The sequence below is a fragment of the Vitiosangium sp. GDMCC 1.1324 genome (assembly GCF_003044305.1).
GTDB lineage: Bacteria > Myxococcota > Myxococcia > Myxococcales > Myxococcaceae > Archangium.
In genome coordinates, this window is the sequence record NZ_PZOX01000004.1 from 480,491 (window position 1) to 505,865 (window position 25,375).

Sequence of the window (25,375 nt, forward strand, 5' to 3'; positions counted from 1 at the left end):
CGGTGGGGGATGTCAGGCCGCTTCTGTCTGGGGTTCCTGGAAGAGGGCGGCACGGAGCTCCTCGCGCACGGCGCGGAGGTCCTCGGGAAGGGCCTCGGGGGCGAAGCCCGCGTCCATTTCGCGCGCCACGCCCTCCAGCTTCAGCCGCCAGGAAGCGAGCGCCTCGGGGTCTGCCTCCGCGGGCCGCTCGGAGAGCACGACGCGGCCGGCCTGGGCAATGCGCTGCGCCCGGGCGAGCGGCCCGGCGCTGGCCTCGAGCGCGGCGGCGGCAAGGGCCGGGTTCTCCGAGTGGGCCAACAGCTCGCGCAGCACGTCCCGCGCGAGCGCCTGTCCCTCCTTGGTGGGCACGGCGTAGATGAGCGGCCACAGGTCGGCCACGCCTGGGACGCGGCGCCCGGCGAGCGCGGCGGCGGAGGACACCAGGCGCTGCACCTTCACCATGCGCCGGTCGCTCAAGCCAATCCCGGCGCCGCGCAGGGTGCGCAGCGCGTGGGCCAGGTGGGGACGCACGGGCCCGAGGTCCGCCTGGCGCGCCGCCTGGGCGAGCACGTCCAGGGCCTCCAATGACGCGGTGCGTGCCTCCTCTACACTCCACAGCGAGGCGCCCCCCGCCAGCAGGTCCTCCAGACGCGGGTCGGGCACGGGCTCCACGAAGGTGCGAGCCAGGAAGCGGTCGGCGAAGGCGGCGAGCGCCTCGTCCTCGGGCAGGGCGTTGGAGGCGCCCACGCACACGCGCAGAGGGCAGCTCATGCGCGTGTGGCCGCGGCGGAAGACGCGCTCGTTGAGCAGGCCCAGCAGCGTGTTGAGGATGGCGGTGGAGCCGAGGAACACCTCATCGAGGAAGGCCACCTCGGCCTCGGGCAACATGCCGGCCGTCTCCGTCTCCACCAGGCCCTCGCGCAGCTTGCGCAGATCCACCGGGCCGAAGATTTCGGAGGGCTCGGTGAAGCGGCCCAGGAGGTACTCGAAGTAGCCGCCCCCGAGCGCCCGGGCGGTGCGCCGCACGGCCTCGCTCTTGGCGGTGCCGGGCGGGCCGATGACGAGCAGGTGCTCGCCGGCCACGGCGCACAGCGCCACCAGTTCCACCATGGCCTCGCGCTCCACCAGGCCGCGCCCCGCGTCGGTGAGGGCGTCGCGCACCGAGGAAGCAGCCGCGTCAAAGGACAAAGACATGGGAGTGGACTCTACCCGGCTCCCGTCCCCGCCCCGAATGCCCGCCGGGAGACGTACACACGGTGTAGGTGGACCTCACGGGGCGGGTCTGGGCTAAGCTCCGCCCCCTCATGCGACACGTTGCGAGTCTCGGAAGCCTGGTGGCGGTGCTGTGGGCGGGGACATCGGCAGCGGGGGAGTGGCGGGGTTACGCCGCGGCCAGCGCCGGTTTCGTCATCGACCACACTTCGGGAATCAGGGCCAAGGGAGGTGCCCTGCAGGCCTACCTGGGCGTGGAGACTCCCTTCGGGCTGTCGCTCGGCGTGGTGGGCGAGGGTGCCGAGACGTGGGGCGCACGTATCCAGGGACAGCAGCTACAACTGGATTACCGTTCACTGGGACTGGAGCTGCGGCTGCGCTTCCTGAGGGACGGAGGAGTGAATCCGTGGGTCGGGGTGCGCGTGGCGCAGAGCCGCTCGACGCCGCTGACGCTGGATGACCTGGGAGCGCCGCGGCGGATGCTGCACGACGGGCTGAGCACGGCGGTGCGGATCGGCCTGGACACGTGGCTGGGATCCCACCTGGGAATCACGGCGTCCACGGCCTGGCAGTGGTGCGACGTCCGGGTGGACAGCAGCACGGCGCCCACCTCCGACGAGTGCGCCAAGCCCCTGCACTCCATCCTGCTCGGCCCCACGCTGCGCTTCTGAGCGGCCGCCCGGGTGGCCCATCCCAGGGCCCGGGTGTTCACTGTCGCGCGGCGCCCCACCCCGAGGGGCGAGAAGACGCCCGAGGCCCGTGAACGGGGCGGTAAGGTGGGCGCATGAATCGCGAATACCATCGCTGGTACAGCCCGCGCCTGGGCCGGGACATGGAGGTATTGCTCTTCGGGCACTCCGGCGAGCCGGTGCTGCTGCTGCCCACCAGCAAGGGCCGTTTCTATCAGGCGGAGGACTTCGGGCTCATCGGGGCGATCTCGGACCGCATCCAGGCGGGCCGTTACGTGGTGCTGTGCGTGGACTCGGTGGACGAGGAGAGCTGGTTCAACAAGTCCATCCACCCGCATGACCGGGTGGCGAGGCACGCGGCGTATGAGCAGTACCTGCTGCACGAGGCGGTGCCGCTGCTGATGTCCCGCAGCACGGGGGGGCGGCTGACGCTGGGCGGGTGCAGCTTCGGCGGCTTCCACACCTACAACATCGGGCTGAGGAACCCGAACACCTTCCGGCGGCTGCTGTCGATGGGGGGCAAGTTCGAAACGGAGGACTTCCTCGACGGCTACCACGACGAGAGCGTGTACTTCCATTCGAGCATGCAGTGGCTGCCGGGGGTGGGCGACCCGGCGCAGCTCGCGGCGCTGAGGCGGGTGGAGATGGTGCTGGCGGTGGGCGAGCACGACTTCTGCAGGCCGTCGAACGAGCACCTCTCGAAGCTGCTGTGGTCGAAGGACATCGGCAACCACCTGGCCATCTGGTGGGGAGGCACGCACGACTGGCCGGTGTGGCGGGAGATGATTCAGCACTACCTGCCGTGGTGAGGCTCAGCCGCCCTGCATCTCACGCTCGCGCAGGGCGACAAACTCGGCGACGAAGTCGAGGAACTTTCGGATGGCGCGCTCGTGGTCGCCATCACAGTCCCGCAGGTATTTGGCGGCCCAGCCCTCGGTGGGCAGCTCGTGCTTCACCTCGCGCAGCCAGTCATGGAAACGGATGTATTCCTCATCATTGATGCCATTGGCGCGCTGGCAGGCTCGGTACCCATCCATGAATGCCACCATCCGAGTGACATTGACTTCCCCCATATCCAGCAACAGTCCCCTCGTCTTTTCCTGCCGCATGCGCATCAGATAATCGAGCATATAGACATGCTGGCGAGGCATCTGGCTGCCTGGAGGATTGTCCTAATTCATGGCCCGGATACCACCCCTCGAAGCATTCTCATGCTTCGAGGGTAGGCCACCCGCCCCTCACGCCTCCAGCGGCTGGAACGTGCCCGAGCTCTGGCGCTCGAAGCGCCAGAAGAGCGCGAGCGCCACGGCGGTGAGCCCCGCGCACAGGCCCCACCAGATGCCGACCACGCCGAGCTTCATCCCGAAGCCGAGCAGCAGCGCCACCGGCAGGCCCACCAGGTAGTGCCCCACCATGTTGGCGTAGAAGGTGAAGCGCGTATCCCCCGCCCCGCGCAACACGCCCGCGCCCACGCCCTGCACGCCGTCGGAAATCTGGAAGACGCCGCACACCATCAACAGCGGCACCACCAGCGATATCACCTCGGGCGGCGCGCCCATCAGGCGTGCCAGCTGCTGGGGAAAGAGCGCGTAGAACAGCGCGCTCATCACCATGAAGCCCGCGCCCGAGGCGAAGGCCATCAGCCCGCTGCGCCGCGCTCGCGGCGTATTGCGCGCCCCCACCGCCCAACCCACACGCACGCTGCCCGCGTTGCCGATGCCCAGCGCCACGGCGAACGTGATGCTGCCGAAGGACATGACGATCTGATGCGCGCTCATGCTCTCCGGGCCGAGCCAGCGCGACAGCACGCCCGCCAGCGAGAAGACCCCCACCTCCGCCGCGATGTGCAGGCCAATGGGCAACCCCACCCGCAGGGCATTGAGGATGTCCGCGCGCACCGGCTTCACCCAGGCGCGATTCGCGGCCACAGGCGCCCTGCGCACCGCCCACGCGACGATGACCCACTCCATCGCGCAGGCCAACAGCGTCGCGATCGCCGAGCCCTTCACCCCCAGGGCCGGCATCAGACGCAGCGGCCCGAACCAGGCTGGCAGCCCCTCGCCCCCGAAGACGAACAGGATGTTCGCCCCCAGGTTGAAGAGGTTGGCGACCCCGGTGGCCACCACCAGCGACCGGGGGCGCCCCGTCGCCTGGAGATAGGCTCGCGTGGTGATGAAGAGCAGCAGCAGCGGCAGGCTGAGAGCGCGCCACGTGAGGTAGTCCCGCACCTCGGGAAGCTCCGCGAAGTTCACACCGAAGAGCGGCAGCACCCGGGGCACCACCATCAGCGGCACCGCCAGCACCGTCCCCACAATGGTGGCCAGGTAACAGCCCTGCCAGAGGAGCTCCCGGGCGCGCGGTGTATTGCGAGCCCCGAAAGCCTGGGACACCAGCGGATCCACCCCCATCATGAGCCCGATGGCGAAGCTGCTGATGGCGAAGAACACGGAGGAGGACAGGCCCACCGCCGCCAGGGCCTGCGTCCCGACCCGCCCCACCACCGCCGTGTCCACGAAGCTCATGAGGGATTGACCCCCTTGCGCGATGGCGATGGGCAGGGCGAGCTTCCAGAGCTCACGGAACTCTTCACGACGGCTGGGCAGGGTTGCGGGCGACATGGGAGCGGGGCCTTTAATGGTTTTGTGCCGGGGATGCCCGGCAATTGTCGCCGACGCTCCAAGCCCCGCTCGCCTGACCCATCAGCCGGCCGCCCGTACTCCAGGCGGCCGGACGGCCCCGCTCAATCGCAGGACCACGCCTTGGGAGGGCACTCCACGCAGAGGCCCTCCTCGGGCCTGGGCCCGCCCATGCACGCTCCGCCGCACGTCTCGACGATGCGGTTCGTGCCCTGCTCCACGTAGTAGTACGGCCCGTCCACCTCGGACCGGCAGTTCACTCCAACGAGGTTCCCGCACGTCTTGTCCACCTCGCAGTGCTCGGGGAGGGCGTGCAGATCCAGGTGGTTCTGCCCACTCTCCTCGGGAGCGGGGCCCCACGTCCCGAGCCCGCCACACGCCAGGAGCAGACCCAGCGCGGCGGTGAGCGGGGTGGCCCGGCGCACGGTGGTGAGGGAGGGAGCGGAGGGCCTCTTCGAGGTAGAAGGCATCATGGTGGAGAGGCTCCGGGTCACGGGTAGATGGGAGCGAAGCGCGAGGTGGCCAGCGGCTGGGAGAGGTTGCTCACGTGGGCCACGCGCACGCCGGCGTCGCTGATGGCGTACACGTAGTCATCCGCCATCACGCTGCGGCGCACGTTGGGCGAGTAGGTGTAGCTCCAAGTGTAGTAGTTGACCGTCTGGAAGACGTCCTTCATGGAGACCGCGCCCACGGGGGAGAAGCCGGTGGCGGGGTTCACGCGGAAGACACGCAGGTCGCTCACGAAGCCGCCCCAGTAGTCGCCGTTGTACGGCTGCGTCCAGTCCGAGAAGGGAATGGCCACCAGCCCCTTGGCCGGGAAGTAGTTGAAGGCCTTGTGCTCGTAGAGCGACTCGCTCCAGCCGTAGGCCGTGCCCACCAGCTGCGTGAAGGCCTCGCGCGGGTTGGCCGGGTCCGTCACGTCGAAGAGCGACAGCTTGAGGGCCCGCGAGCGCCAGTCCCCATTCTCCGCCACCTGCACCCCGACGGTCAGCAGGTGCGTGTCATCCACCGGGTGGATGTACGTGGAAAAGCCCGGCACCTTCAGCTCGCCCACCTTGCGCGGATGCGCCGGATCCGACAGGTCGAAGGTGAAGAGGGGATCCACCTGGCGGAACGTCACCACGTAGCCCTTGGTGCCCAGGAAGCGCGCGCTGTAGATGCGCTCGCCCTTGGCCAGCTCCTCGCTCTGCCCCAGCAGCGTCAGCCTGTCGCCCTCCAGGTGGTAGGTGGAGACGCGGTTGCTCGTCTCCGTGCGGCCCCAGGGGTTGCTGTCCTCCGGCACGCGCTTGGTCAAGGTGGTCGCGACGCGCAACACGCCCTCGTGCTCGTCCATGCTGAACTGGTCCAGCAGCGTGCCCTCCACCGTGGCGCTGGCCGCGTACGTGGCCCGGCGCGGCTGGCTGAGGTCCAGCTTGTGCACGTAGGTGTAGTCCGACTGCCCCGGCTCCAGCCACCACCACCAGTGGCGCGTGGCCAGGTAGAGCGAGTCCGCGGTGGCGTACACCTCACCCGGCTCGGTCACCAGGGTGGTGCGGCTCGGCAGCTGCGCTATCTGCGCATCCAGGTCGAGCGAAACCACGGTGACGAAGCCCAGCCTCGTGGGCGCGTTCGTCTTGTGGAAGTCCCGGCAGTCGTAGCCCACCGACTCCACGGTCCCATCCGGCCGCTTGGACCGGCCCAGGGGCATCCAGTCCGACAGGGAGCGCGAACGGATGAGCTGCTCGTTCTGCTTCATCAGCTCGTCGATCGCCTTCTCCAGCTGCTTCTGGTCGTTCCAGAGCGTCGAGGAGTAGTCGGGCCACCAGCGCACGCCCGTGGGCCAACGGAACGAGTCGTTCATCACCAGCCGCGCCGAGCTGCCCGCCAGGCGCGCGTCTTGGTAGTAGCCCGCCAGGTACAGCTCGCCCGTCACCTGGGGCGCGGCCAGGTTGGACACGTCCACCGTCGTCACCTTGGTGAACGCCGCCCCATAGTTGGCGCAGGGGCCAATGGGCGTGCACGCGACTTCGAGCCCGGGCGCGCCATACCCGCCACCATACCCGCCGCCCATGCCCGGAAGTGACTCGTACACCACGGAGAAGACGATCACCTTGTCACCGCGCAGGAACATCTGCTGGGGCCAGCCCTCGATGGTCAGCGAGGACTCCGCGCGCAGCGACTCGGCCGGCCAGGAGCGGTGCACGTACAGCTTCTGCCCGGAGAGGACGAAGATGCGCGTGCCATCGTTCTTCACGAAGTCCGCCTCGTCCACGCCCGCCACCTGGTTGTTGGTGCCCGTGTAGTCGCTCGGCGCGGGCGCCCCCGCGCCCCCTGAGTTTTCCGAGCTCGGCGGAGCCCCATCCGCCACGGGCACACCGCCAAACCAACCGCCCCGTGACTTCCAGTAGGACGGCTTGGAGCTCTCCATCGTGGCGCGCATGTCGAGCACCGCGGCGTCCTCGATATAGGACTCGAGCGCCTCACAGCCCTCGAAGGCCTCCAGCTTCGCCTGCATCTGCACCGGCTGGTTTTCGGGGATGCTGCTGCTCTTGTCAGCGCACCCCACCAGTCCCAGCAGCGCGAGTACCCACCCACTGTGGTTCTTCCTGAACATGAATTGACTCCTCTGGATCGTCTTCCGGCAGCGCGGCGGGAGTTGCCACCCGTGTGCCAGGGGCCGAAGGGACCGAGCACCTCACCAGGCGCTCGGAAATCCAGGGGGTTGGACGCGCTCGGGGCTACGGCAGGGGCCTCGGAAAACCGAGGACCCCCTTCTTTTTCGTGGAGCCCCGAGCCAGAACGGGCCGGCTCAGATGTGCAGCGGGTGTCCGAGCGCCGCCTCGGCGGCCTCGTGGATGACCTCGGAGAGCGTGGGGTGCGCGTGCATCGTCCTCGCGAGCTCCTCGACGGTGGACTCGAGCCGGAGCGCGACGCCCGCCTCCGCGAGCAGCTCCGTCACATGCGGCCCGATGAGGTGCACGCCGAGCAGCTCGCCATAACGGGCATCGCTCACCAGCTTGACGAAGCCCTCGGTGTGGTCGAGCACGCGCGCCTTGCCGAGCGCGGAGAACGGGAAGCGGCCGACGCGCACGTCGTATCCGCGCTCCTTCGCCCGCGCCTCGGTGAGGCCGACGGAGGCGACCTCGGGCGCGCTGTAGGTGCACGAGGGGACGTGGTCGTAGACGATGGGCTGCGGCGCGAGCCCCGCGATGGACTCGGCGGCGATGATGGCCTCCATGGTGGCCACGTGCGCGAGCGAGGGCGTGGGCACGATGTCGCCGATGGCGTAGAGGCCCGGCGCGCTCGTCCGCATCTCACCATCCACGCGGACGAAGCCCCGCTCCAACGTCACCCCGAGCGCCTCGAGCCCGAGCCCCTCGGTGAGCGGGCGGCGGCCGGCGGCGACGAGGAGCTTCTCGACCTCGAGGGTGCGGACCTCGCCGGTGGAGGTGCGGAGCGAGAGCGTGACGCCGTTTCCGGTGACACGGGTGTCCTCGAGCTTCGCGCCGGTGTGCACCTCGATGCCACGGCGGCGGAAGCTCCGCTCCAGCTCGGTGGAGACATCCACGTCCTCGATGGGCAGCAGACGCGGCAGCATCTCGATGAGGGTGACCCGGCTGCCAAAGCGGCTGTAGAGGGAGGCGAACTCCACGCCCACGGCTCCAGCCCCGATGATGGCGAGCGAGGCGGGCACGCGCGACAGCTCGAGCGCGTGGTCGGACGAGAGCACCCGCTCCCCGTCGAAGGGCAGGCCGGGGAGAGGCTTGGGAGCGGAGCCGGTGGCGAGGAGAACGTTGCGAGTCTCGAGCACGCGGACTTCCCCGCGGTCATCCTTCACCTGCACGCGGCCGGGAGCCGTGAGGGTTCCAAAGCCTTGCACGACCTGGACGCCGTTCTTCTTCATCAGGAAGCCGACGCCGGAGCTGTTCTTCTCCACCACGCGGTTCTTGAAGGCATGCGCCGCCGCGAGGTCCAACCTCACGTCGGAGGCAACGACACCCAACTCGCCGCCGTGCCGAGCGTCCTCGAGCACATCGGCGGTGTGGAGCAGCGCCTTGGTGGGGATGCAGCCGCGCAGCGTGCACACGCCGCCGAGCCGGTTGTCGCGCTCGACCAGTGCCACCTTGAGGCCGAGCTGGGACGCGCGGATGGCCGCCGCGTAGCCACCGGGACCGGCGCCGATCACCACCACATCCAACCCGCCAGCCGGACGAACGGTCGTGCTATTTTTGGAGGAAGACGATGCAGGGGAGGTCATGACGAGAGGTCCTTTCAGGGGGAGGGGCGCGAGGAGTCCAGGAGCTGCTGGAAGCTGGCGCGGGCGTGGGCCTCGGCGCGAGGGTCTCGCAGGAGACGCCAGAAGTGATGGGCGCCGAGGATGAGGGAGTGGACCTGGTAGGCGAACCGAGCCACGTCGAGGTCCTTGCGGAGCTGACCCGCCTCGATGGCACTGCGGGCGAGGCGCACCACCGAGTCGCTCATGTACCGCTCGGCACCGGCCACGAAGTCACGCGGCTTGCCCTCGTGGTCGTCGAGCTCTGTGGAGGCCGCGATGAAGATGCAGCCGCCGGGGGCGATCGGGTGGATGTGGTAGTCGAGCCACAGGTCGAACAGCTTCTCGAGCTGGGGCAGCCCCTTGGGTGCCTCGAGCGAAGGCCGGATGACGTGGCTCTCGAACTTCTCCGCCGCGTCCTTGAGCACCGCGAGCTGGAGGTCCTCCTTCGAGCCGAAGTGCGCGAAGAGGCCGCTCTTGCTCATGCCGAGCTCCTCGGCGAGCGCACCGATGGTGAGCCCCTCGAGCCCATCCCGCGTGGCGACGCGGAGGGCGTGCTCGAGGATTCGCTCCCGGGTGGCGGCTCCCTTCGACATGCCTCAAGAAATACGAACGGTCGTGCTTTTTGTCAAACCCGAGTGCCTGGCCGGGCTGGCATCGAGGGGGCAGACAATCCCTCGCCAGGAACGAGGGCCCCTCAGCGGCCCGACAGCAATTGCGTGAGCTGGCGCGCCACCTGGGCGCACTGCTCGGCGTCGCGCGCCTCCAGGGCGGCATGGCCGGACGCCAGCAGCGACCTCACGTTGATCATCGCCGCATCCGCCTGATCGCTGGGGTTCTCCTCGGCGGTGCGCTGCAGCAGCTTCGCCAGCTTCTCCCCGCGCTCCAGCAACTTGCGGAACGTCTCCTCCGTCTTCTTCGCGTCCGACTGCGCCTGCTTCTGCGCGTACGAGGCCTGCTCCTTCACGAGCCGCTCGGCCTCCTGTCCCGGCAGGTTCGGACGCGCCTCCAGGCGCACCGCCTCGCTCAGGCCCGTCTTGAGGTCCGTGGCGCGCACCGACAGCGTGCCCTCGTTGGACAGTTCGAACGTCACCTCCAGCGGCGTATCCCCGCGCGAGCCCGCCTGGAGGTTGCGCAACACCACCTCGCCCAGCTTGCGGTTCTCGTCCTGCAGCTCGCTCTCGCCCTGGTAGATGGGAATGCGCGCCTCCGTCTGGCCATGGGCGCTCGGGTGGAAGACGTCCTTGGTCACCACGGGCACCGAGCTGTTCCGGGGAATGAGGTGCTTCACCCTCCCGCCCAGCACGCCCACGCCCAGCGAGCTGCCCACCACGTCCAGCAGCAGCGCCGCGCCCGACTGCCGCGCCAGCTCGTCCGCGTGGATGGCCGCGCCCAGCGCCACGGCCTCGTCCGGGTTCACCTCCGTGGAGGGCGCCTTGCCGAAGAAGTCCGCCACCAGCCGGCGAATCATCGGCACCCGCGTCATGCCGCCCACCAGCAGCACCGTGTCCACCGAGTGCGGCTCCATCCCCGCTTCCTTCATCACCGACTCGCAGACCGCGAGGCACCGCTGGGACAGCGGCTCACACAGCTGTTCGAAGAACTGGCGCGTGAGCGCCGTCTCCAGGCCCGTGAGCTTGCGCGCCGGCTGCGTGTGGTCGCCCAGGCCCGCCAGAGAGATGAGCGTCTCCTCGTACTCCGTCAGCTCGCGCTTGGCCTGCTCGGCGGCCACCTTCAGCTTGCGCATGGACACCGCGTCGCGGTGCACCAGTTCGCGGTGGTTGTCGTCCACCTGCGCCAGCAGCCAGTCGACAATCTTCAGGTCGAAGTCCTCGCCGCCCAGCGCCGGGTCTCCGCCCGTGGCTTTCACCTCGTAGACGCCGTCGGTGATCTCCAGCACGGTGACATCGAAGGTGCCGCCGCCCAGGTCGAAGACGAGCGCATGGCCCTGGAAGCCGCGAGACAGCCCGTAGGCGAGCGCCGCGGCCGTGGGCTCGTTGATGAGGCGGATGGCATCCAGCCCGGCGATGGTGGCCGCCTCGCGCGTGGCCTGGCGCTGGCCGTCGTCGAAGTTGGCCGGGACGGTGATGACGCACTTGCCCACCGGGCGCCCGAAGTACGCCTCCGCGTCCAGCTTCAGCTCGCCCAGAATCATCGCCGACACCTGGGTGACCGGCACGGTGCGCCCGGCCATCTTCACGCGCACGTCCCCGGTGTTGCCGCCCGCCAGGGGATAAGGCACCACCGCCTTCGCCCCCTGCACCAGCTCCGGCGTGAAGCGCCGCCCGATGAAACGTTTGGTGGCCCACACCACGCACTCGGGGTGCTCTTCCGCGAGCGCCTGGGCCTTGGTGCCCACCACGCGCTCACCCGCCTTCGGGGTGAGACCCACGACGGAGGGCGTCAGCCGTCCTCCCGAGCGTGAGGGGATGATGCGAGGCCGGCCCTCCTCCACGGAGGCCACGGCGCTGTTGGTGGTGCCCAGGTCGATGCCGATGACGGGGTCGCGCATTGAAGAGGAAGCCGGTGTCCGAGGGCTGGAGCAGGGGCCTGTGTTCGCATGATACGCCGGAGATGCGCGGTTCCAGAGGCCCCCCTTTCGTGCCTCCCCTCCATACAGCCCCAGGCGAACTTATTGGAGACCCCGCACGGGCCATGTCCCCGGCGTTGCCCCGGGGCGGAGGGCATGCTAAGCGCGCCGCGCCATGGTGAACGTGTCAATCGCCCGCCGTTACGCCCGCGCGCTCCTCGACGTCGCCACTGAAGCTGGCCGCGCCGATGCCGTGTCCGAGCAGCTCTCCTCCGTTGCCAGCGCACTCGCGCAGAACCGCGAGCTGGCGGACGTCCTGTTCAACCCGGCCTACTCCCGCGAGCAGCGCTCCCGCGTGGTGGAGGCGCTCCTCAAGGTGCTCGGCCAGGTGGAGCCCGTGCTGGGCAACACCCTGCGCCTGCTGGTGGAGCGCAACCGGCTCGTCTACCTGCCGGACATCGCCCGCCTCTACCGCGACATGGCCGATTCCCAGGCCGGCCGTCTGCGGGGCCACGTCACCAGCGCCGTCCCCCTCACCGCTGATACCCTCCAGAAGCTCGCGGGCTCCTTCAAGCAGATCACCCAGCGCAACGTCGTGCTGGAGGCGCGCGTGGACCCCACCGTGCTCGGCGGCGTCGCCGCCCAGGTGGGCAGCACCCTCTACGACGGCACCCTGCGCACCCAGCTCGAGCAGCTGCGCCGCGAGCTCAAGCAGCGCTAGCCTCCCCGGCTGCCCTGCTTCCAGGGAGGACCTGCGTTGTCGGGTCCCCCGCACTTCCCAGCAAGCCCGGTATTCCCAGCGGGCCATGGAAAGGATATGGTGGGGGGCACGGGTCCCAGCCCGTGACTCATCTCCTTCCATGGCGCAGCCAGTCCTCCACCGCTCCCACGTCGGCACCCCGGCCCCCTCCCTTCCTGAGGAGGCCCTGCCCTGCTTCGGAGCGCTGCTCCAAGCCACGGGTCTTGGGCTGGCTTTTCTCGACCGGGAGCTGCGCTTCCGCTTCGTCAGCAACGCCCTCATCACCCTGAGTGGGCTGCCCGGAACCTCCTATGAGGGCCGGACGACCGGAGAGGTCTGGCCGGGGCTGGCCGCGGGGCTGGTGCCACTGCTGAACCGGGCCATCCAGGGAGAGACGGTGGTGGGGGCACGCGTGTCCGGCCCGATGGGAACGCACGGCCCGCGGCACTTCCGGGTGTCGGTGCTGCCCGCGTCCACGGGTGGCCTGCGCTCGGGAGTGGGCCTGACGCTGGAGGACGAGACGGAGCGCGTGGAGCAGGAGCAGGCCCTGCGCGAGAGCGAGGAGCGGCTGCGCGGCCTCGTCGCCGTCTCCTGTGATGGCTTCATGCTCCATGACGCGGGCGTCATCCTCGACGTGAGCGCCGGGCTGGCCGGCCTGTTCGGCTGCACGCGCGAGGAGATGCTGGGCCAGCAGTTGATGCGCTGGGTGGCCCCTGAGTCCCGCGAGACGGTGCAGCGCTCGCTCGCCCGGCAGGTGGAGTCCCCGTACGAGCTGACGGGCATGCGCGGCGACGGCAAGCGGCTCTTCCTGGAGGTCCTGGGACGGCAGGTGGAGTACGCCGGACGTCCCGTGCGGATGACGGCCGTCTGGGACATCAGCGCTCGCAAGGCCTCCGAGGAGGCCGCCTCCCGCGCGGACGTCTTCCGAGAGCAGTTGCTGGGGGTGGTGGGGCACGACCTGCGCTCTCCGCTGTACGCCATCCAGCTCAGCGTGGGGGCGCTCCAGCGCGCCGGGGACCTCAACGACACCCAGGCACGCCAGGTAACGCACGTGGCCACGGCGGCCCGGCGCATGGAGCGGATGATCCACGAGTTGCTGGATTACACGCGCGCCCGGCTGGCGGGCGGCATCCCCGTGCGTCCCTCAGCGCTGGCCCTGGACAAGCAGTTGGAGCGGGTGGTGGAGCAGTTCCAGGTGTCCCACCCCACCCGGCTGATCGTCGCCAAGGCGGAGGGCGACACCCGGGGGAGCTGGGACGAGTCCCGGCTGGGTCAGCTGCTGGACAACCTGGTGGGTAACGCCGTGCAGCACAGCCCCGAGGACACCCCGGTCGAGGTGAAGCTCACCGGGGCGTCGGATGGCATCACCCTGATGGTGCGCAACGACGGGCCTCCGGTGCCGCTGGAGGAGCGGTCGACCCTGTTCGAGCCCTTCAAGCGCGGCAAGCGTGCCACGGGCGACGGCCTGGGCCTGGGCCTCTATATCGCCCGGCAGATCGTCATGGCCCATGGGGGCCGCATCTCGGTGGAGTCCGGCGTCGGATTGGGGACGCGCTTCATCGTGTGGCTGCCCCGGCATGCCCCGGGCGCCTAGAGGCAGAAGCCCCCTCCTCCCCAGCGACGCTTACAGCGGCGATGACAACGTGTGCCCTCGGGGGCCCTTGCGCGTTGCGGTAGGGGGGTGCGCGTGGTAAGGGGGCCCGGCCAATTTCAGGTTTTCTGGCGGCATTCCCACCGGCCGCCCCCGTACAAGGACGCAAGATGGAAATCCGCGCCGACGAGATCAGCAGAATCATCCGGGAGCAGATCAAGGACTACGGCAAGAAGGTCACCGTCGCCGAGACCGGTACCGTGCTCTCCGTGGGCGACGGTATCGCCCGCATCTACGGCCTCGAGGGCGTGCTGGCCGGCGAGCTGGTGGAGTTCAACAACGGGGTGAAGGGCCTGGTGCTCAACCTCGAAGAGGACAACGTCGGCGTCGCCATCATGGGTGACTTCAAGGACATCCGCGAGGGTGACCTGGTCAAGCGCACCGGGCAGATCGCCTCGGTGCCGGTGGGCAAGGGACTGCTGGGCCGCGTGGTGAACGCGCTGGGCGAGCCGCTGGACGGCAAGGGCCCCATCCAGGCCACCGAGGTGCGCAAGCTGGAGGTGAAGGCCCCCGGCATCGTCAAGCGCAAGAGCGTGCACGAGCCCCTGCAGACGGGCATCAAGGCCCTGGACGCCCTGGTGCCGATCGGCCGCGGTCAGCGCGAGCTCATCATCGGTGACCGCCAGACGGGCAAGACGGCCGTGGCCGTGGACGCCATCATCAACCAGAAGGGCCTGAACGTCTTCTGTGTGTACGTGGCCATCGGCCAGAAGCAGTCCACCGTGGCCCAGGTGGTGGAGAAGCTCACCCGCTTCGGCGCCATGGAGTACACCGTGGTCGTCACGGCGAACGCCTCGGACCCCGCGCCGATGCAGTTCTTCGCGCCGTACGCCGGCGTCGCCATGGGCGAGTACTTCCGCGACAACAAGATGCACTCGCTCATCGTGTACGACGACCTGTCCAAGCAGGCCGTGGCCTACCGCCAGCTGTCGCTGCTGCTGCGCCGGCCGCCGGGACGCGAGGCCTACCCGGGCGACGTGTTCTTCATCCACAGCCGCCTGCTGGAGCGCGCCGCCAAGCTGTCCGACGCCGAGGGCGCCGGCTCCCTCACCGCCCTGCCCATCATCGAGACGCAGGCCGGTGACGTGTCCGCCTACATCCCCACGAACGTCATCTCCATCACCGACGGGCAGATCTTCCTCGAGACGGACCTGTTCTTCTCGGGCGTGCGTCCCGCCATCAACGTGGGTCTCTCCGTGTCGCGCGTGGGCAGCGCGGCGCAGATCAAGGCCATGAAGCAGGTGGCCGGTACGCTGAAGCTGGACCTGGCGCAGTACCGCGAGCTGGCCGCCTTCGCCCAGTTCGGCTCGGACCTCGACAAGGCCACCCAGGAGACGCTGGCGCGCGGCGCCCGCCTCGTGGAGGTGCTCAAGCAGGGCCAGTACGAGCCCATGCCCGTCGAGAAGCAGGTCATGCAGCTCTACGCCGCCACCAACCGCGAGGATGCGAACAAGCGCGGGTGGATCCGCCAGGTGCCCGTGGCCGACGTGGTCCGCTGGATGCGCGAGTTCCTCGAGTACTCGGACGGCCGCTACCCGCAGATCGCCAAGGACATCTCCGCCAAGCGCGAGCTGACCAACGACATCAAGGCCGCGCTCAACAAGTGCATCACCGAGTTCAACGAGGTCTTCCAGCCCACCCCGGGCGCCAAGGTCTGATCGGCGCCAGCGAGAGCTGAAGCTTCACCCGAGCCCCGCGCTCCCCAGGAGGGACGCGGGGCTTCGTGTTTTCAGGTGATGACCCGCCCGGCCAGCGCAATCGCCTTGTCCAGGTAGCCGGCGAGCGTGGCGATCCGGCCCACCACCTGGGTCACCTTGTCCAGGTCCTCGGCCGCCTCGGAGAGGGCGCGGTTGGTCTCGTCCATGGCGGCGGAGGCCTGCTTGAACTCGGCCGAGTCCGCGTCGAAGCGCGCGCCCAACAGCCTCATCAGCAGCTCGCGCAACCGCTTGCCGTGGGCGAGGTACTGGACGCGGGTCTCCTGCGGAAGGGCGCCGCTCATGGACAGCTCGAAGCAGCGTTCCACCAGGCGGGTCAACGTCTGCGTGTCGAAAGTCATGGCGCTCACTCCTTGGGAGGCGCGTTGATGCGCTGGACGGCCGCAGCGGCGGTGTCCACGCGGCCCTGGAAGGACTGCATGGCGGCGGAGAGCTCCTCGAAGGACTCCAGCTTGCGCTCGGAGCGGGCGAAGTGCAGCAGGGCCTCGTGCGCGTCGCGCAGGGCGCGGGCCAGCTCCACCGGGTTGGCCACCACCAGGGCCTCGTAGTCGTCGGAAGCGCGGCGGATGTCGTCGAGCACCGCGCGGCGCTCGGCCAGCGAGAGCTTGTCGCGGTGGAGGTTGTAGAACATCACCCGCGAGGCGAGTGCCTGCTTGGCGCCGGTGAGCCGCTGGGGCCCGAGCACCTCCACCATGTCCCGCTCCAGCAGATCGATGATGGCGTTCACCTGGGGCGAGCCCTGCTCGATTGCCTTCTGGAGCGCCTGACCCTGTCTGCTCTCCAGGAAGAGCGAGCCCACCACGCCCACCAGCGTGGTCACCGGCTCCACGTACTTGCTGGCCGTGGCGTCACCCTTGCCCGCCAGCGTCTGCAGCTTCTGGCCCAGCGCGCCGAGCTGCGTGCCCAGGGCCGTGGCCCCCTCGGGCAGCTTGCCCGCGTTCTCCGCGCCCGCCAACGTGGCCAGACGCTCGGCGTAGACGCCCAGCAGCGCGATGGCGTCCATGCGCGCCTGGATGGACTCGGGAGAGAAGAGCTTGCCCACCAGCGCCGTGGGCTGGCCGGCCGCGTCCGTGGCGAGCACCTCCAGGCCCGCGTCGTACAGGCGCTCGTCGAGGTAGAGGTCCCTCTCGAAGCGGTTCAGCTCCGAGTAGTACTGGCCCAGCGCGGCACTGGCCTCGGTGTTGCCTTTCTGGAACTGGGCCACGGGCTCCCGGTAGCTGCCCGGCGTCTTGCACCCTGGCAGCAGCGCCAGCACGAACGCCAGCGATGCACCCGGTACGGCCCGCGCCCACCCTCGCATCCGACTCATCTTCACCCCCTGCGGCTGTGCGGCTACGTCCCGCGTCACCCTCCAGCCTACTGCTGCCGGGTGACCGACGTCCCCTCCGCGTCTTCCGTCCACTCGGAGGACGGAATCACCACGGTGCCCGAAGCAGGCCGCGGGGGCGGAGGCGGCTTGCCGGCCGCTTCGCGCGCGGCCTGGATTTCCGGCGGCGGCGGCACGTCCGTGTAGACAACGAAGCGCACGTCGTAGGTGCGGATGTTCTCCTTTCCCATCCGCCGCTCATAGGGACGCGAGAGCAGGACGGCCTGCGCCCCGGCCTTGCACGCCGTCTCGCGAAGCAACTCCTTGCGCCCCTTCTCCCCAATCCACTGGTTGCCGTTGAAAGGCAGCGTGCCCAGGACCTCGTAGGGACGCGACGGCTCGAAGTCCTCCTCGAAGACATCGAAGTCGCAATCCGGCGGCCTGGAAGGCCACGCCTTGAACGCGTTGGGCTCGCGCTTCGCGGACAGCGTGGCACAGGCGCTCAGCGCGGCACCCGTGGCGAGAACCAAACACAGCTGTCGGACAAAGCACATGGCACCAATCTAGCGCAGGCCCGTGGATGCATCCCCCTGAAAAAAGGATGAAGCACTGTCAGACCCATGCTGAAACGGTATGGCAAGGCGATGCCGTACCTCTTGGGGGCACCATGAGCGACGAGCAATTCTTCTGCGAGTACTGTGGCTACAACTCCGATAGCAGGGAGCACTGCACCCATTGCGGGCGCGATATCGCCCACCTGTTCGACAATCCCTCCCAGTTCATCCCTCCCCTCTGGGGAAAGATGACCCTCCGCCTCCACGGCAGGACCGATGCCGAACGGACCTGGAAGGAACTGGCCGAGGTGTGGCGAGAGAAGGTGGAGGAGACGAGGCCCCACAAGCCCAGCCAGTTGGAGAAGTTCAACACCAGCGAGGACACCGTGGAGTTGTACGGGGCCGACTACATGGCCAGCACCATGCGCGAGGCCATGGGTGAGCGCGGCTCCGTTGAATTCCAGGAGCTCCCCCATGAGCAGATGCCTCACAGCCCGAAATATCAATTTCCTCGCCCGCCCACCGTCCCCCGGAACAAACGCTGAGCCACCCGCATGCCACACCTGCGCGTCAGGGCCCTTCTCTCCGCTCTGCTCCTCGCCCAGATCGCCTGCAACAAGTCTTCGCCACAGGATGCATCCACCCTGCCTTCAGTGGACTGCAAGGAAGACTTTGGCTGCTTCATTGCCCGGGCGCGCACCTGCTCTCCGGCCTCCGTCCTCCGCCGGGAACAGCTCGTGGTTTCAGGCGCCACGGTGCGCACGGTGATACGCCACGAGGTGGTCGGCCGTGTACAGGGCCGCTGCCACCTGCGACGCACCCGGCTGGAGCCCCCGCCGCCGCCCATCCGCGAGCAGAAGGACCCGTTCGCTCCAGACGCGGAGCCCCTGGAGGAGCCCAGCCCCGAGCAGAAAACCCTCGATGAGCGCAGCCCGCCCCGACTGCAATGCCTTTACCCCGATACCCAGGCCGCCGAGGCCATGCAAAGGCTCGCGGAGGGTCGAGCCACCCCCGAGGATCTCGAGCCCTGCTACCCCGGCGACGGGCGCTGTGGCCAGGTGCCCCTGCTGGCCCCTCCCTGCGCGCTCGGCGATTGCCTCCTGGGACGATGGACGTACACGTGCGAGACGCGAGATGGCAAAAACATCTACACGTGTGAAGGAACACGCCTGTCGGACGCGAGCCCGCCCGGCGTGAGCTGTGCCTCATGGTGTGACGCGGATGGCCGGGAAAAGGTGAGCTGCCACAAGCCACTCCCAGCCAGACGCTCCCTCGACAGAGGAACTCCACCGTAAGGGCTCACACCCGGCGGAGCGTCCAGGCATGAGCCGGAGTCACAGCACCAACGCCCGGCGCCGCCCGCTCAGCCGCGCAAGCGAGGGAGGATGGCGCGCAGGCTCGGGTCCATGCCACCCCGCGCCCCGAGCGCCTGAATCGCCCGGCGCTCGTACTCGAGCGTGTTGGTGCGCGCCACGAACTGCACGCTGGCCCCGAGCGCCGCGGGCATCGACAGGTCCAGCTCGAAGATGTCGCCGGCCACCAGCGTCGTCTCCGGAGAGGTGTCCGTCTCGTTCCAGATGCGGCGCAGCGCCTCGTAGTACCGGCCCCGGCGCAGGTGGATGGGACGCACCAGCGCGTCCACCTGCACCGTCTCGGGCAGCGCGTCGAAGATGGCGTCGGACGCCGTGGGGGGCTCGATGAGGAACTTGCGCGCATCCCCGGACACCCGCAGGCGCTCGCGGCCGCGCGGCGCCAGCTTCGTCAGCTTCGCCTCCACCGTGGCCGTGTGCGCGTTGGTGACGACGTGGATGGGCAGCCCCGTCTCCAGCAGCGCCTCCAACACCTCCTTCGCCTCGGGCTTGAAGGCCATGCCCACCTGCGCGTACGCCTCGCGGTAGAGCTTGTCCAACAGCGCCGCCCGCTCGGCCTTGTCGGTCATCACCCCGAGCCGATCACACAGCCTGCGCGCCACGAAGTTGGCCAGCAGGTACGGGTCCGCGGTGGCCGGTGCCACCACGCGCCCTCCCACCTCCCAGCCGTGCTCCTCGTTGCTGGACACCACCCCGGCCTCCACCTCGGCCCAACCCGCCTCCATCACGTCGCGGCCCAGCTCCTCGGACAGGCGCCGGCGGAAGTGCAGGACGAAGGGTGCTCCCTCCTCCGCTACATCGGTGAAGGTCCCATCGAAATCCAGCACCACGCATCGAATCGCCATCGTCCTGAGTCCTCTCTGTCGCAGGAAGTGGGAAATAGGCCCCCTCCACCCCCGGAATCAAGCCGGAGCGCGTCAGTTCAATGGGGAACCACCGGTGGCGGGGGCGTGTCAGACCCTGCGTGTAGAACGAGTCCGCGGTCGACAGGAGGAACCGTGGGCCCCAGCGCAGGGGAGAGGTTGGGGCCCACGGGGATATGTCAGACCCTCCATGTAGACCCAGAGTGTCGGCGCGACGAAGGCGCCGCGTGTTCCGGAGGTCCCCTGGGAAGGCCACCGGAACATTCATGCAGTAGGGCTGCACTTCCGCCGGACACCTTCGGGTGCGAGGCGGCGGGGGCGGCGAGTCCGGCTCCCCTCCCCGGGCTCGCCGCCTCAACTTTTTTCGCACACCCGTTTCAATGTCCGGGCGCTTGGAGTGGGAGCGCGGAGTACAGGCCCGGAAGCGTCACGACGAAGGTGGAACCCTCGCCCGGAGTGCTCTGGGCGTGGATGGTGCCCCCGAGTGCCTCGACAATCTTGCGCGTGATGTAGAGCCCCAGGCCGAGGCCGCCGTAATGGCGCTCGGACACGGCGCGCTCGAAGCGGTCGAAGATGCGCGAGAGGTTGCCCGCCTCGATGCCAATGCCGTGGTCATGCACGAGGAGCACGGCGTGCCCGGCCTCCTCGCTCACGCTCAGCTCCACGGGCTTGCCCGCTCCGTACTTGAGCGCGTTGGTGAGGAGGTTCGTCACCACCTGCTCCAGCCGGAGCCGGTCCCACCGGCCGATGACGGGCCGCGGAGCCCACACCGTGACGGGGCACTCCGCCTTGAGGGCCTGGGGGTCGAAGCGGTTGACGACCTCGCGGACGACCTCCGCCAGGTTCACCTCCTCCCAGTCCAGCTCGAGCTTGCCAGCGCCGATGCGTGAGACATCCAACAGACTGTCGATGAGGCGGGAGAGCCGGGACACCTGACGCTCGGCGACGTCCAGGTGCGACAGCAGCGTGTCCCGGTTCACCGCCTCCGCCTGGCGGCGAGCGGACTGGCGCAGGGTGTGGAGCTTGAGCCGCAGGGGCGTCAGCGGCGTCTTCAGCTCATGCGAGGCGACCGAGAGGAATTCGTCGCGCACCTGGATGGCTTCCTTCGCCTCGCGGAAGAGCCGGGCGTTGTCCACCGAGATGGCCGCGCGGCGCGCCAGGTCCTCCGCGAGCCGGAGATCCCTCTCGTCGTACTCCCGCTCCCCATCCGCATAGACGAGCGTGAGCGCCCCGAGAATCCTCCCCCGGCTGAGCAGCGGCACGCAAAGGTAGGACGCGAGGCCGAGCTCATGCAGCAGGCGCGAGAAGTCCTCGTCCCGCGCCCCGGTGCCAAAGAACGTCTCCGGGACGGTGGGCAGCCACTCCGATTCGCCCGAGCGCAGCACCCTGGACAGGCCCCGGCTGGAGTTCCAGTCCAGGGAGACGTGGCGTTGGAGCTCCTTCACCGCCTCCACCTTCTCCGGCTCCCGGTGGGCCGCCGCCACCCGCTGGACGCTCCCGTCCGGCGCCAGCATGTCGACCGCGCACCAGTCCGCGAGCGTGGGCACCACGAGCCGGGCCACGTTCTCCAGCGTGGCCTCATAGTCGAGCGACGCCGACAGCAACGCGCTCGCGCGGGCGAGGAAGGAGGAGGCCTGCTCGGAGCGCCGCTGCTCGGTGACGTCGATGTGGAGGCCCACCCACTCGCGCACCTGGCCGTCCTCCCCCACCACGGGCACGCCCCGGGCGGACAGGTGACGGTACTTCCCATCATGCCGGCGCACCCGGTGCTCGGACTCGAAGACCTTCCGGTTGCGCAACGACTCCACCCACTGCCGGACCGTCCGCCCTCGGTCCTCCGGGTGGATGCACTCCAACCACCCGTACCGCGCATCCAGGTACTTCTCCCGCGGCTGGCCGGTGAAGGCCCTCCAGCTCGGCGAGTCGGAGGAGACACGGCCCTCGGCGTCCGTCGTCCAGACAATCTGCGAGACGGCATGCGTCAAGGAGCGGAAGCGCTCCTCGCTCTCCTGCAGGGCCTCGTGCTGCCGTTGCAGCCTCGTCGACAACTCCTCGGCCCGCAGGCGCGCGAGCATCTGCCCCGTCACCTCCGAGGCGCAGATGAGCAGGCCCTCGGTGCCCCCATCCGCCTTGCGCAGGGGCTGGTACACGAAGTCGAAGAAGGAAGTCTCCCGCTCTCCCGGCCCGTCGAGCTTGATGGGAATCGCCTTGCCCGACACCGGCTCGCCCGTGCGGAAGACATGGTCCATCAGCTCGAAGACATGCTGCCCGTCGAACGAGGGGTGGGCCTCGCGCGCCGGCCGGCCGAGGATGTCGCGCTTGCCGATGAGCTGCAGGTAGCGTGGGTTGGCGTACACGTAGACGTGCATGGGCCCCTGCAGCATGGCGATGGCGACGGGCGCCTGGGTGAAGACGTCATGCAGCCGGGCCCGCTGGACGGCCGCTTCCATGAGCGCCGCGTGCTCGCGCGCCAGCAGCCCGGCCTGCTCCTCCCGAAGCTCGGCCGCCCGCTGCTTGAGCTGGCGGTCCTTCTCGAAGAGCTCCACGAAGAGCCCCACCTTGGCGCGCAGCATCTCCGGGTCGAACGGCTTGATGAGGTACTCCACCGCGCCTTCGACATAGCCCTGCACGATGGAGGACTCGTCCCGGTGGAAGGCGGAGATGATGATGATGGGCGTGTCCCGGTGCCGCGCCCGCTGCCGGATGAGCCGGGCCGTCTCGAAGCCATCCATTCCCGGCATCCGCGCATCCAGGATGATGACCGCGAAGTCCTCCCGGAGCAGACATGTCAGCGCCTGCTCGCCCGACGTGGCCTTCACCCTGCGCACCTGGAGCGGCGACAGCACCGCCTCGAGCGCGAGGAGGTTGGTGGGATGGTCATCCACCAGGAGGACAGCGGGCTTGGCGATCGACCTCAACACGGTCCGTCCTCTCCCTCGTCAGTCCAGTTGCCTGCCCTACGAGCATGCCTGGGAGGCCGCCTCCACTCCGGCCCACGCCCGTGCGGCGACCTTCTCAGGAAGAAACGGGGGGCTTCCCGGTCTGATGCCCGGACTCACGGGTGGCCGCCCACTGCCCTCCCTGCGTGGGAGGGGGTGGGCTCCGCGCACCTCGCGCGAGGCAGGAGACTTGTACCTACTCCCACCCCCTGGGAATCGCCACCGTGCAAGGCCGGGCCCACGCAAGCGCCGCGCAGTCGACGACTCGGGGGAATGGGCTCGCGAGCCGTACCCGGATGTGACGTTATTGTGTGGAGGGGGGTTCCACGCAGGCATGACTGAAAACGACCTACCGGGTTCTCCCGAAGCATCGGTCCTGCTCACCGAGCGCGAGCATCTCCGGGCATTGCTGCGATTGATGCCGGTGGGCGTCTTCATCGTGGACGCGCAGGGACGGCTGCTTGAGTCCAACCCCGCCGCGGAGGCACTCTGGGGAGGACCGCTGCCCCGGGTGGGCCTGGAGGGCTACGGCGTCTACGAGGGCTACTGGCCCGGGAGCGGACGGAGGCTGGAGCCCCACGAGTGGGCGCTGGCGCGCACGCTGCGCGACGGGCAGCCGGTGGTGAACGAGGAGGTGGAGATCGTCGGACAGGACGGCCTGCGGCGCACCGTGCTGCACTCCACCACGGCCCTGCGGGATGCGCGGGGCACCATCGTCGGAGCGGTGGCCGTGAAGGTGGACATCACCACGCGCCGCCAGACGGAGCACGCCGAGGCCTTCCTCGCCGAGGCCACGCGCCTGCTGGTGGAGTCCCTGGAATGGGAGGGGACGCTGCAGGCGATGGCACGGCTGGCCACGCGCCAGCTGGCCGACCTGTGCATCATCGACGTGGTGGGCGACGACGGCGAGTTGCACCGCCTGGTCGCCACCGCGAGGAATCCCGCCCACCAGGCAGTGCTGCCCGAGTTGATGCGCTTTCCGCCGAAGTTGGGCGGCCCGAGCCCGCTGGCGAGGGTCTTCACCGAGGGCCGCCCGCTGCTCGTGCCGGAGCTCTCCCCCCAGTTGCTGCGCGAACTGGCGCGCTCGCCCGAGCATCTGCGAATCCTGAAGCTGGTGGAGGGGGGCACCTGCATGGTGGTGCCGCTGTCGGTGGGAGCGCGCCAGGTGGGGATCATCAACTTCATCCTCGCCACGCCGGGCCGGCACTACACGGAGCGGGAACTGGGGTATGCCGAGGAGCTCGCCCGGCGGGTGGCCTTCGTGGTGGAGCACGCCCGGCTCTTGCGCGAGACACAGCAGGCGCTGAGGTCCCGCGACACCTCGCTGGCGCTGCTGGAGGCCTTCCTCGCCGCCTCGCCGGTGGGCATGGGGTTCGTGGACCGCGGGCTGCGCTACATCCACATCAACCCGGTGCTGGCCACCATCAACGGCAAACCCATCGAGGAGCACCTGGGCCGCCACGTGCGCGACGTGCTGCCGGAGCTCATGGAGGCCATCGAGGTGGAGCAACTGCTGCTGCGCATGATGGAGAGCGGTGAGCCGGTGCTGAACCAGGACATCACGGTGCCCGCGCGCCCCGGCATTCCGCCGCGTCCGGTGCGCAGCTCCTTCTTCCCGGTGAAGGCGAAGGGGGAGACGCTGGGCGCGGGCGTGATGGTGCTGGACATGACCGAGCAGAAGCGGGCGGAGGACGGCCTGCGCTTCCTCGCCGAGGCCACCACGCGGCTGTCCGCCTCACTGGACCTGCACACCACGCTGGTGAACACCGCGCGGCTGGTGGTCGAGCACATGGCGGACTCCTGCATCGTGGACATGCGGTCCGCGAACGAACAGGGCCTGGAGCGCGTGGCGGCGGTGGCGCGCGAGCCCGACGCCCAGTTGCTCCTCGACGAGTTGATGCGCTTCACGCCTCCGCCGCGGCCGGACTCCCCCATCTGGCAGGTGCTGGAGTCGGGCAAGGCCCTGCTGTTCCCCGAGCTCTCCGAGGCGGTACTGGACGGCGCCGCCAACAACCCCGAGCACCGGACGCTGCTGCGGCAACTGCACCCGAGCTCGGGCATGATGGTGCCGCTCATCGCCCGGGAACGCACGCTGGGGGTGCTGACCGTGGTGAGTCACGATCCCCTGCACCACTACACCGAGCGCGACCTGGCCTTCATGGAGGACCTGGCCTGGCGCGCGGCGCTGGCGGTGGACAACGCGCGGCTCTTCCAGCAGGCGGAGCAGGCCGTGGCGGCGCGGGACGAATTCGTGGCCATCGCCACGCACGAGCTGCGCACGCCGCTGTCCGCGCTGAGCCTGCAACTGACGGCGCTGCAGCGGGCGGTGGACATGGGACGCCCGCCCACGGAGGAGCGGCTGAGGCAGTCGCTGCTGACGGCGCGGCGGCAGACGGAGCGGCTGGAGCAGCTCGTCAGCCACCTGCTGGATGTGTCCCGCATCTCCACCGGGCGGCTGGAACTGGAACTGGAGCTGGTGGACCTCTCCCAACTGGTGCAACGGCTGGTGGTGCGCTTCGAGGAGAAGCTGGCGGAGGCCGGGTGCACCCCGGTGGTGCGCGCGGGCTCGCCCGTGATGGCGAAGGTGGACCGGCTGCGGGTGGAGCAGGTGCTGATGAACCTGCTCTCCAACGCGATGAAGTACGCCCCCGGCCAGCCCGTGGAGCTGGGCGTGGAGCGCCAGGAGCCCAGGGCGGTGCTCTGGGTACAGGACCACGGGCCGGGCATCTCCCCGGAGGCCCAGGCGCGCATCTTCGAGCGCTTTCAGCGGGCCTCGGGCAAACACTCGCGCGAGAGCCTGGGACTGGGCCTCTACGTGTCACGGCAGATTGCCCGCGCCCACGGCGGAGACCTGAGCGTGGAGAGCACCCTGGGCCAGGGCTCGCGCTTCATCCTCCACCTTCCGCTCGGCTGAGTGCCCCTCCCCCAGGTGCAACCCCG

At 69.4% G+C, this 25,375-nt stretch carries 21 protein-coding genes; 8 read left to right on the forward strand and 13 right to left on the reverse strand.

Annotation, left to right across the window (positions count from 1 at the left end; genetic code table 11):
- Window positions 1-12: 12 nt before the first annotated feature.
- Complete coding sequence (locus tag DAT35_RS14740; protein WP_108067620.1) at window positions 13-1,173, reverse strand: AAA family ATPase; 1,161 nt, start codon at window positions 1,171-1,173, stop codon at window positions 13-15.
- Between the two features lie 110 nt (window positions 1,174-1,283).
- Between DAT35_RS14740 and DAT35_RS14745 the strand changes: the two genes are divergently transcribed.
- The gene (locus DAT35_RS14745) at window positions 1,284-1,862 is read left to right on the forward strand and encodes a hypothetical protein (protein WP_108067894.1); all 579 of its coding nucleotides are present in this window, start codon (window positions 1,284-1,286) and stop codon (window positions 1,860-1,862) included.
- 113 nt (window positions 1,863-1,975) lie between these two features.
- On the forward strand, window positions 1,976-2,689 hold the full coding sequence (locus DAT35_RS14750) for an esterase family protein (protein WP_108067621.1): 714 nt from the start codon (window positions 1,976-1,978) through the stop codon (window positions 2,687-2,689).
- A 3-nt stretch (window positions 2,690-2,692) separates the two neighbouring features.
- Here DAT35_RS14750 and DAT35_RS14755 read toward each other — a convergent pair whose 3' ends face one another.
- From DAT35_RS14755 to DAT35_RS14785, 7 genes are all read right to left on the reverse strand, one after another.
- Entirely contained in the window at window positions 2,693-2,917 is a 225-nt protein-coding gene (locus DAT35_RS14755) for a hypothetical protein (protein WP_233261483.1), read from the reverse strand.
- Window positions 2,918-3,118: 201 nt separating this feature from the next.
- Window positions 3,119-4,498 carry an MATE family efflux transporter gene (locus tag DAT35_RS14760; RefSeq protein ID WP_108067623.1) on the reverse strand — a complete coding sequence of 460 codons (1,380 nt, stop codon included), beginning with the start codon at window positions 4,496-4,498 and terminating at the stop codon, window positions 3,119-3,121.
- A gap of 122 nt (window positions 4,499-4,620) precedes the next feature.
- The gene (locus tag DAT35_RS14765; RefSeq protein WP_108067624.1) at window positions 4,621-4,989 is read right to left on the reverse strand and encodes a hypothetical protein; all 369 of its coding nucleotides are present in this window, start codon (window positions 4,987-4,989) and stop codon (window positions 4,621-4,623) included.
- A 17-nt stretch (window positions 4,990-5,006) separates the two neighbouring features.
- Entirely contained in the window at window positions 5,007-7,109 is a 2,103-nt protein-coding gene (locus DAT35_RS14770) for a beta-propeller domain-containing protein (RefSeq protein WP_108067625.1), read from the reverse strand.
- A 195-nt stretch (window positions 7,110-7,304) separates the two neighbouring features.
- Window positions 7,305-8,753: a dihydrolipoyl dehydrogenase gene (gene lpdA / locus DAT35_RS14775; protein WP_108067626.1), complete on the reverse strand. Its 1,449-nt coding sequence runs from the start codon at window positions 8,751-8,753 to the stop codon at window positions 7,305-7,307.
- A 14-nt stretch (window positions 8,754-8,767) separates the two neighbouring features.
- The gene (locus DAT35_RS14780) at window positions 8,768-9,364 is read right to left on the reverse strand and encodes a TetR/AcrR family transcriptional regulator (protein WP_108067627.1); all 597 of its coding nucleotides are present in this window, start codon (window positions 9,362-9,364) and stop codon (window positions 8,768-8,770) included.
- Between the two features lie 101 nt (window positions 9,365-9,465).
- Window positions 9,466-11,280, reverse strand: coding sequence for an Hsp70 family protein (locus tag DAT35_RS14785; RefSeq protein WP_108067628.1), 1,815 nt, complete (start codon window positions 11,278-11,280; stop codon window positions 9,466-9,468).
- A gap of 193 nt (window positions 11,281-11,473) precedes the next feature.
- Between DAT35_RS14785 and atpH the strand changes: the two genes are divergently transcribed.
- From atpH to atpA, 3 genes are all read left to right on the forward strand, one after another.
- A complete protein-coding gene (gene atpH, locus DAT35_RS14790) occupies window positions 11,474-12,019 on the forward strand; it encodes an ATP synthase F1 subunit delta (protein WP_108067629.1) in 546 nt (181 codons plus the stop codon).
- 139 nt (window positions 12,020-12,158) lie between these two features.
- Window positions 12,159-13,631, forward strand: coding sequence for a PAS domain-containing sensor histidine kinase (locus tag DAT35_RS14795; protein ID WP_108067630.1), 1,473 nt, complete (start codon window positions 12,159-12,161; stop codon window positions 13,629-13,631).
- Window positions 13,632-13,798: 167 nt separating this feature from the next.
- Window positions 13,799-15,346, forward strand: a complete 1,548-nt coding sequence (gene atpA / locus DAT35_RS14800) for a F0F1 ATP synthase subunit alpha (RefSeq protein WP_108067631.1) — start codon at window positions 13,799-13,801, stop codon at window positions 15,344-15,346.
- 71 nt (window positions 15,347-15,417) lie between these two features.
- Here atpA and DAT35_RS14805 read toward each other — a convergent pair whose 3' ends face one another.
- From DAT35_RS14805 to DAT35_RS14815, 3 genes are read right to left on the reverse strand one after another with little or no spacing between them, the layout of a single operon-like run.
- Window positions 15,418-15,744 carry a hypothetical protein gene (locus DAT35_RS14805; RefSeq protein WP_108067632.1) on the reverse strand — a complete coding sequence of 109 codons (327 nt, stop codon included), beginning with the start codon at window positions 15,742-15,744 and terminating at the stop codon, window positions 15,418-15,420.
- Window positions 15,745-15,749: 5 nt separating this feature from the next.
- Window positions 15,750-16,712 carry a hypothetical protein gene (locus DAT35_RS14810; protein WP_146209714.1) on the reverse strand — a complete coding sequence of 321 codons (963 nt, stop codon included), beginning with the start codon at window positions 16,710-16,712 and terminating at the stop codon, window positions 15,750-15,752.
- Window positions 16,713-16,759: 47 nt separating this feature from the next.
- Entirely contained in the window at window positions 16,760-17,263 is a 504-nt protein-coding gene (locus DAT35_RS14815; RefSeq protein ID WP_146209715.1) for a hypothetical protein, read from the reverse strand.
- 113 nt (window positions 17,264-17,376) lie between these two features.
- Here DAT35_RS14815 and DAT35_RS14820 point away from each other — a divergent pair, with 113 nt between their 5' ends.
- Both DAT35_RS14820 and DAT35_RS58145 read left to right on the forward strand, forming a co-directional pair.
- Window positions 17,377-17,808 (forward strand): hypothetical protein, encoded by a 432-nt coding sequence (locus DAT35_RS14820; RefSeq protein WP_108067635.1) that lies wholly within the window; start codon window positions 17,377-17,379, stop codon window positions 17,806-17,808.
- A 9-nt stretch (window positions 17,809-17,817) separates the two neighbouring features.
- Window positions 17,818-18,558, forward strand: a complete 741-nt coding sequence (locus tag DAT35_RS58145; protein ID WP_146209716.1) for a hypothetical protein — start codon at window positions 17,818-17,820, stop codon at window positions 18,556-18,558.
- A gap of 68 nt (window positions 18,559-18,626) precedes the next feature.
- On the opposite strand, the gene DAT35_RS14830 is transcribed toward DAT35_RS58145, so the two are convergent.
- Together DAT35_RS14830 and DAT35_RS14835 are read right to left on the reverse strand one after the other, a co-directional pair.
- Window positions 18,627-19,478 (reverse strand): HAD family hydrolase, encoded by an 852-nt coding sequence (locus tag DAT35_RS14830; protein ID WP_108067637.1) that lies wholly within the window; start codon window positions 19,476-19,478, stop codon window positions 18,627-18,629.
- A 395-nt stretch (window positions 19,479-19,873) separates the two neighbouring features.
- The gene (locus tag DAT35_RS14835) at window positions 19,874-22,417 is read right to left on the reverse strand and encodes an ATP-binding protein (RefSeq protein ID WP_108067638.1); all 2,544 of its coding nucleotides are present in this window, start codon (window positions 22,415-22,417) and stop codon (window positions 19,874-19,876) included.
- Between the two features lie 352 nt (window positions 22,418-22,769).
- Between DAT35_RS14835 and DAT35_RS14840 the strand changes: the two genes are divergently transcribed.
- Complete coding sequence (locus tag DAT35_RS14840) at window positions 22,770-25,349, forward strand: ATP-binding protein (RefSeq protein ID WP_158501702.1); 2,580 nt, start codon at window positions 22,770-22,772, stop codon at window positions 25,347-25,349.
- The last annotated feature ends 26 nt before the right edge of the window (window positions 25,350-25,375 follow it).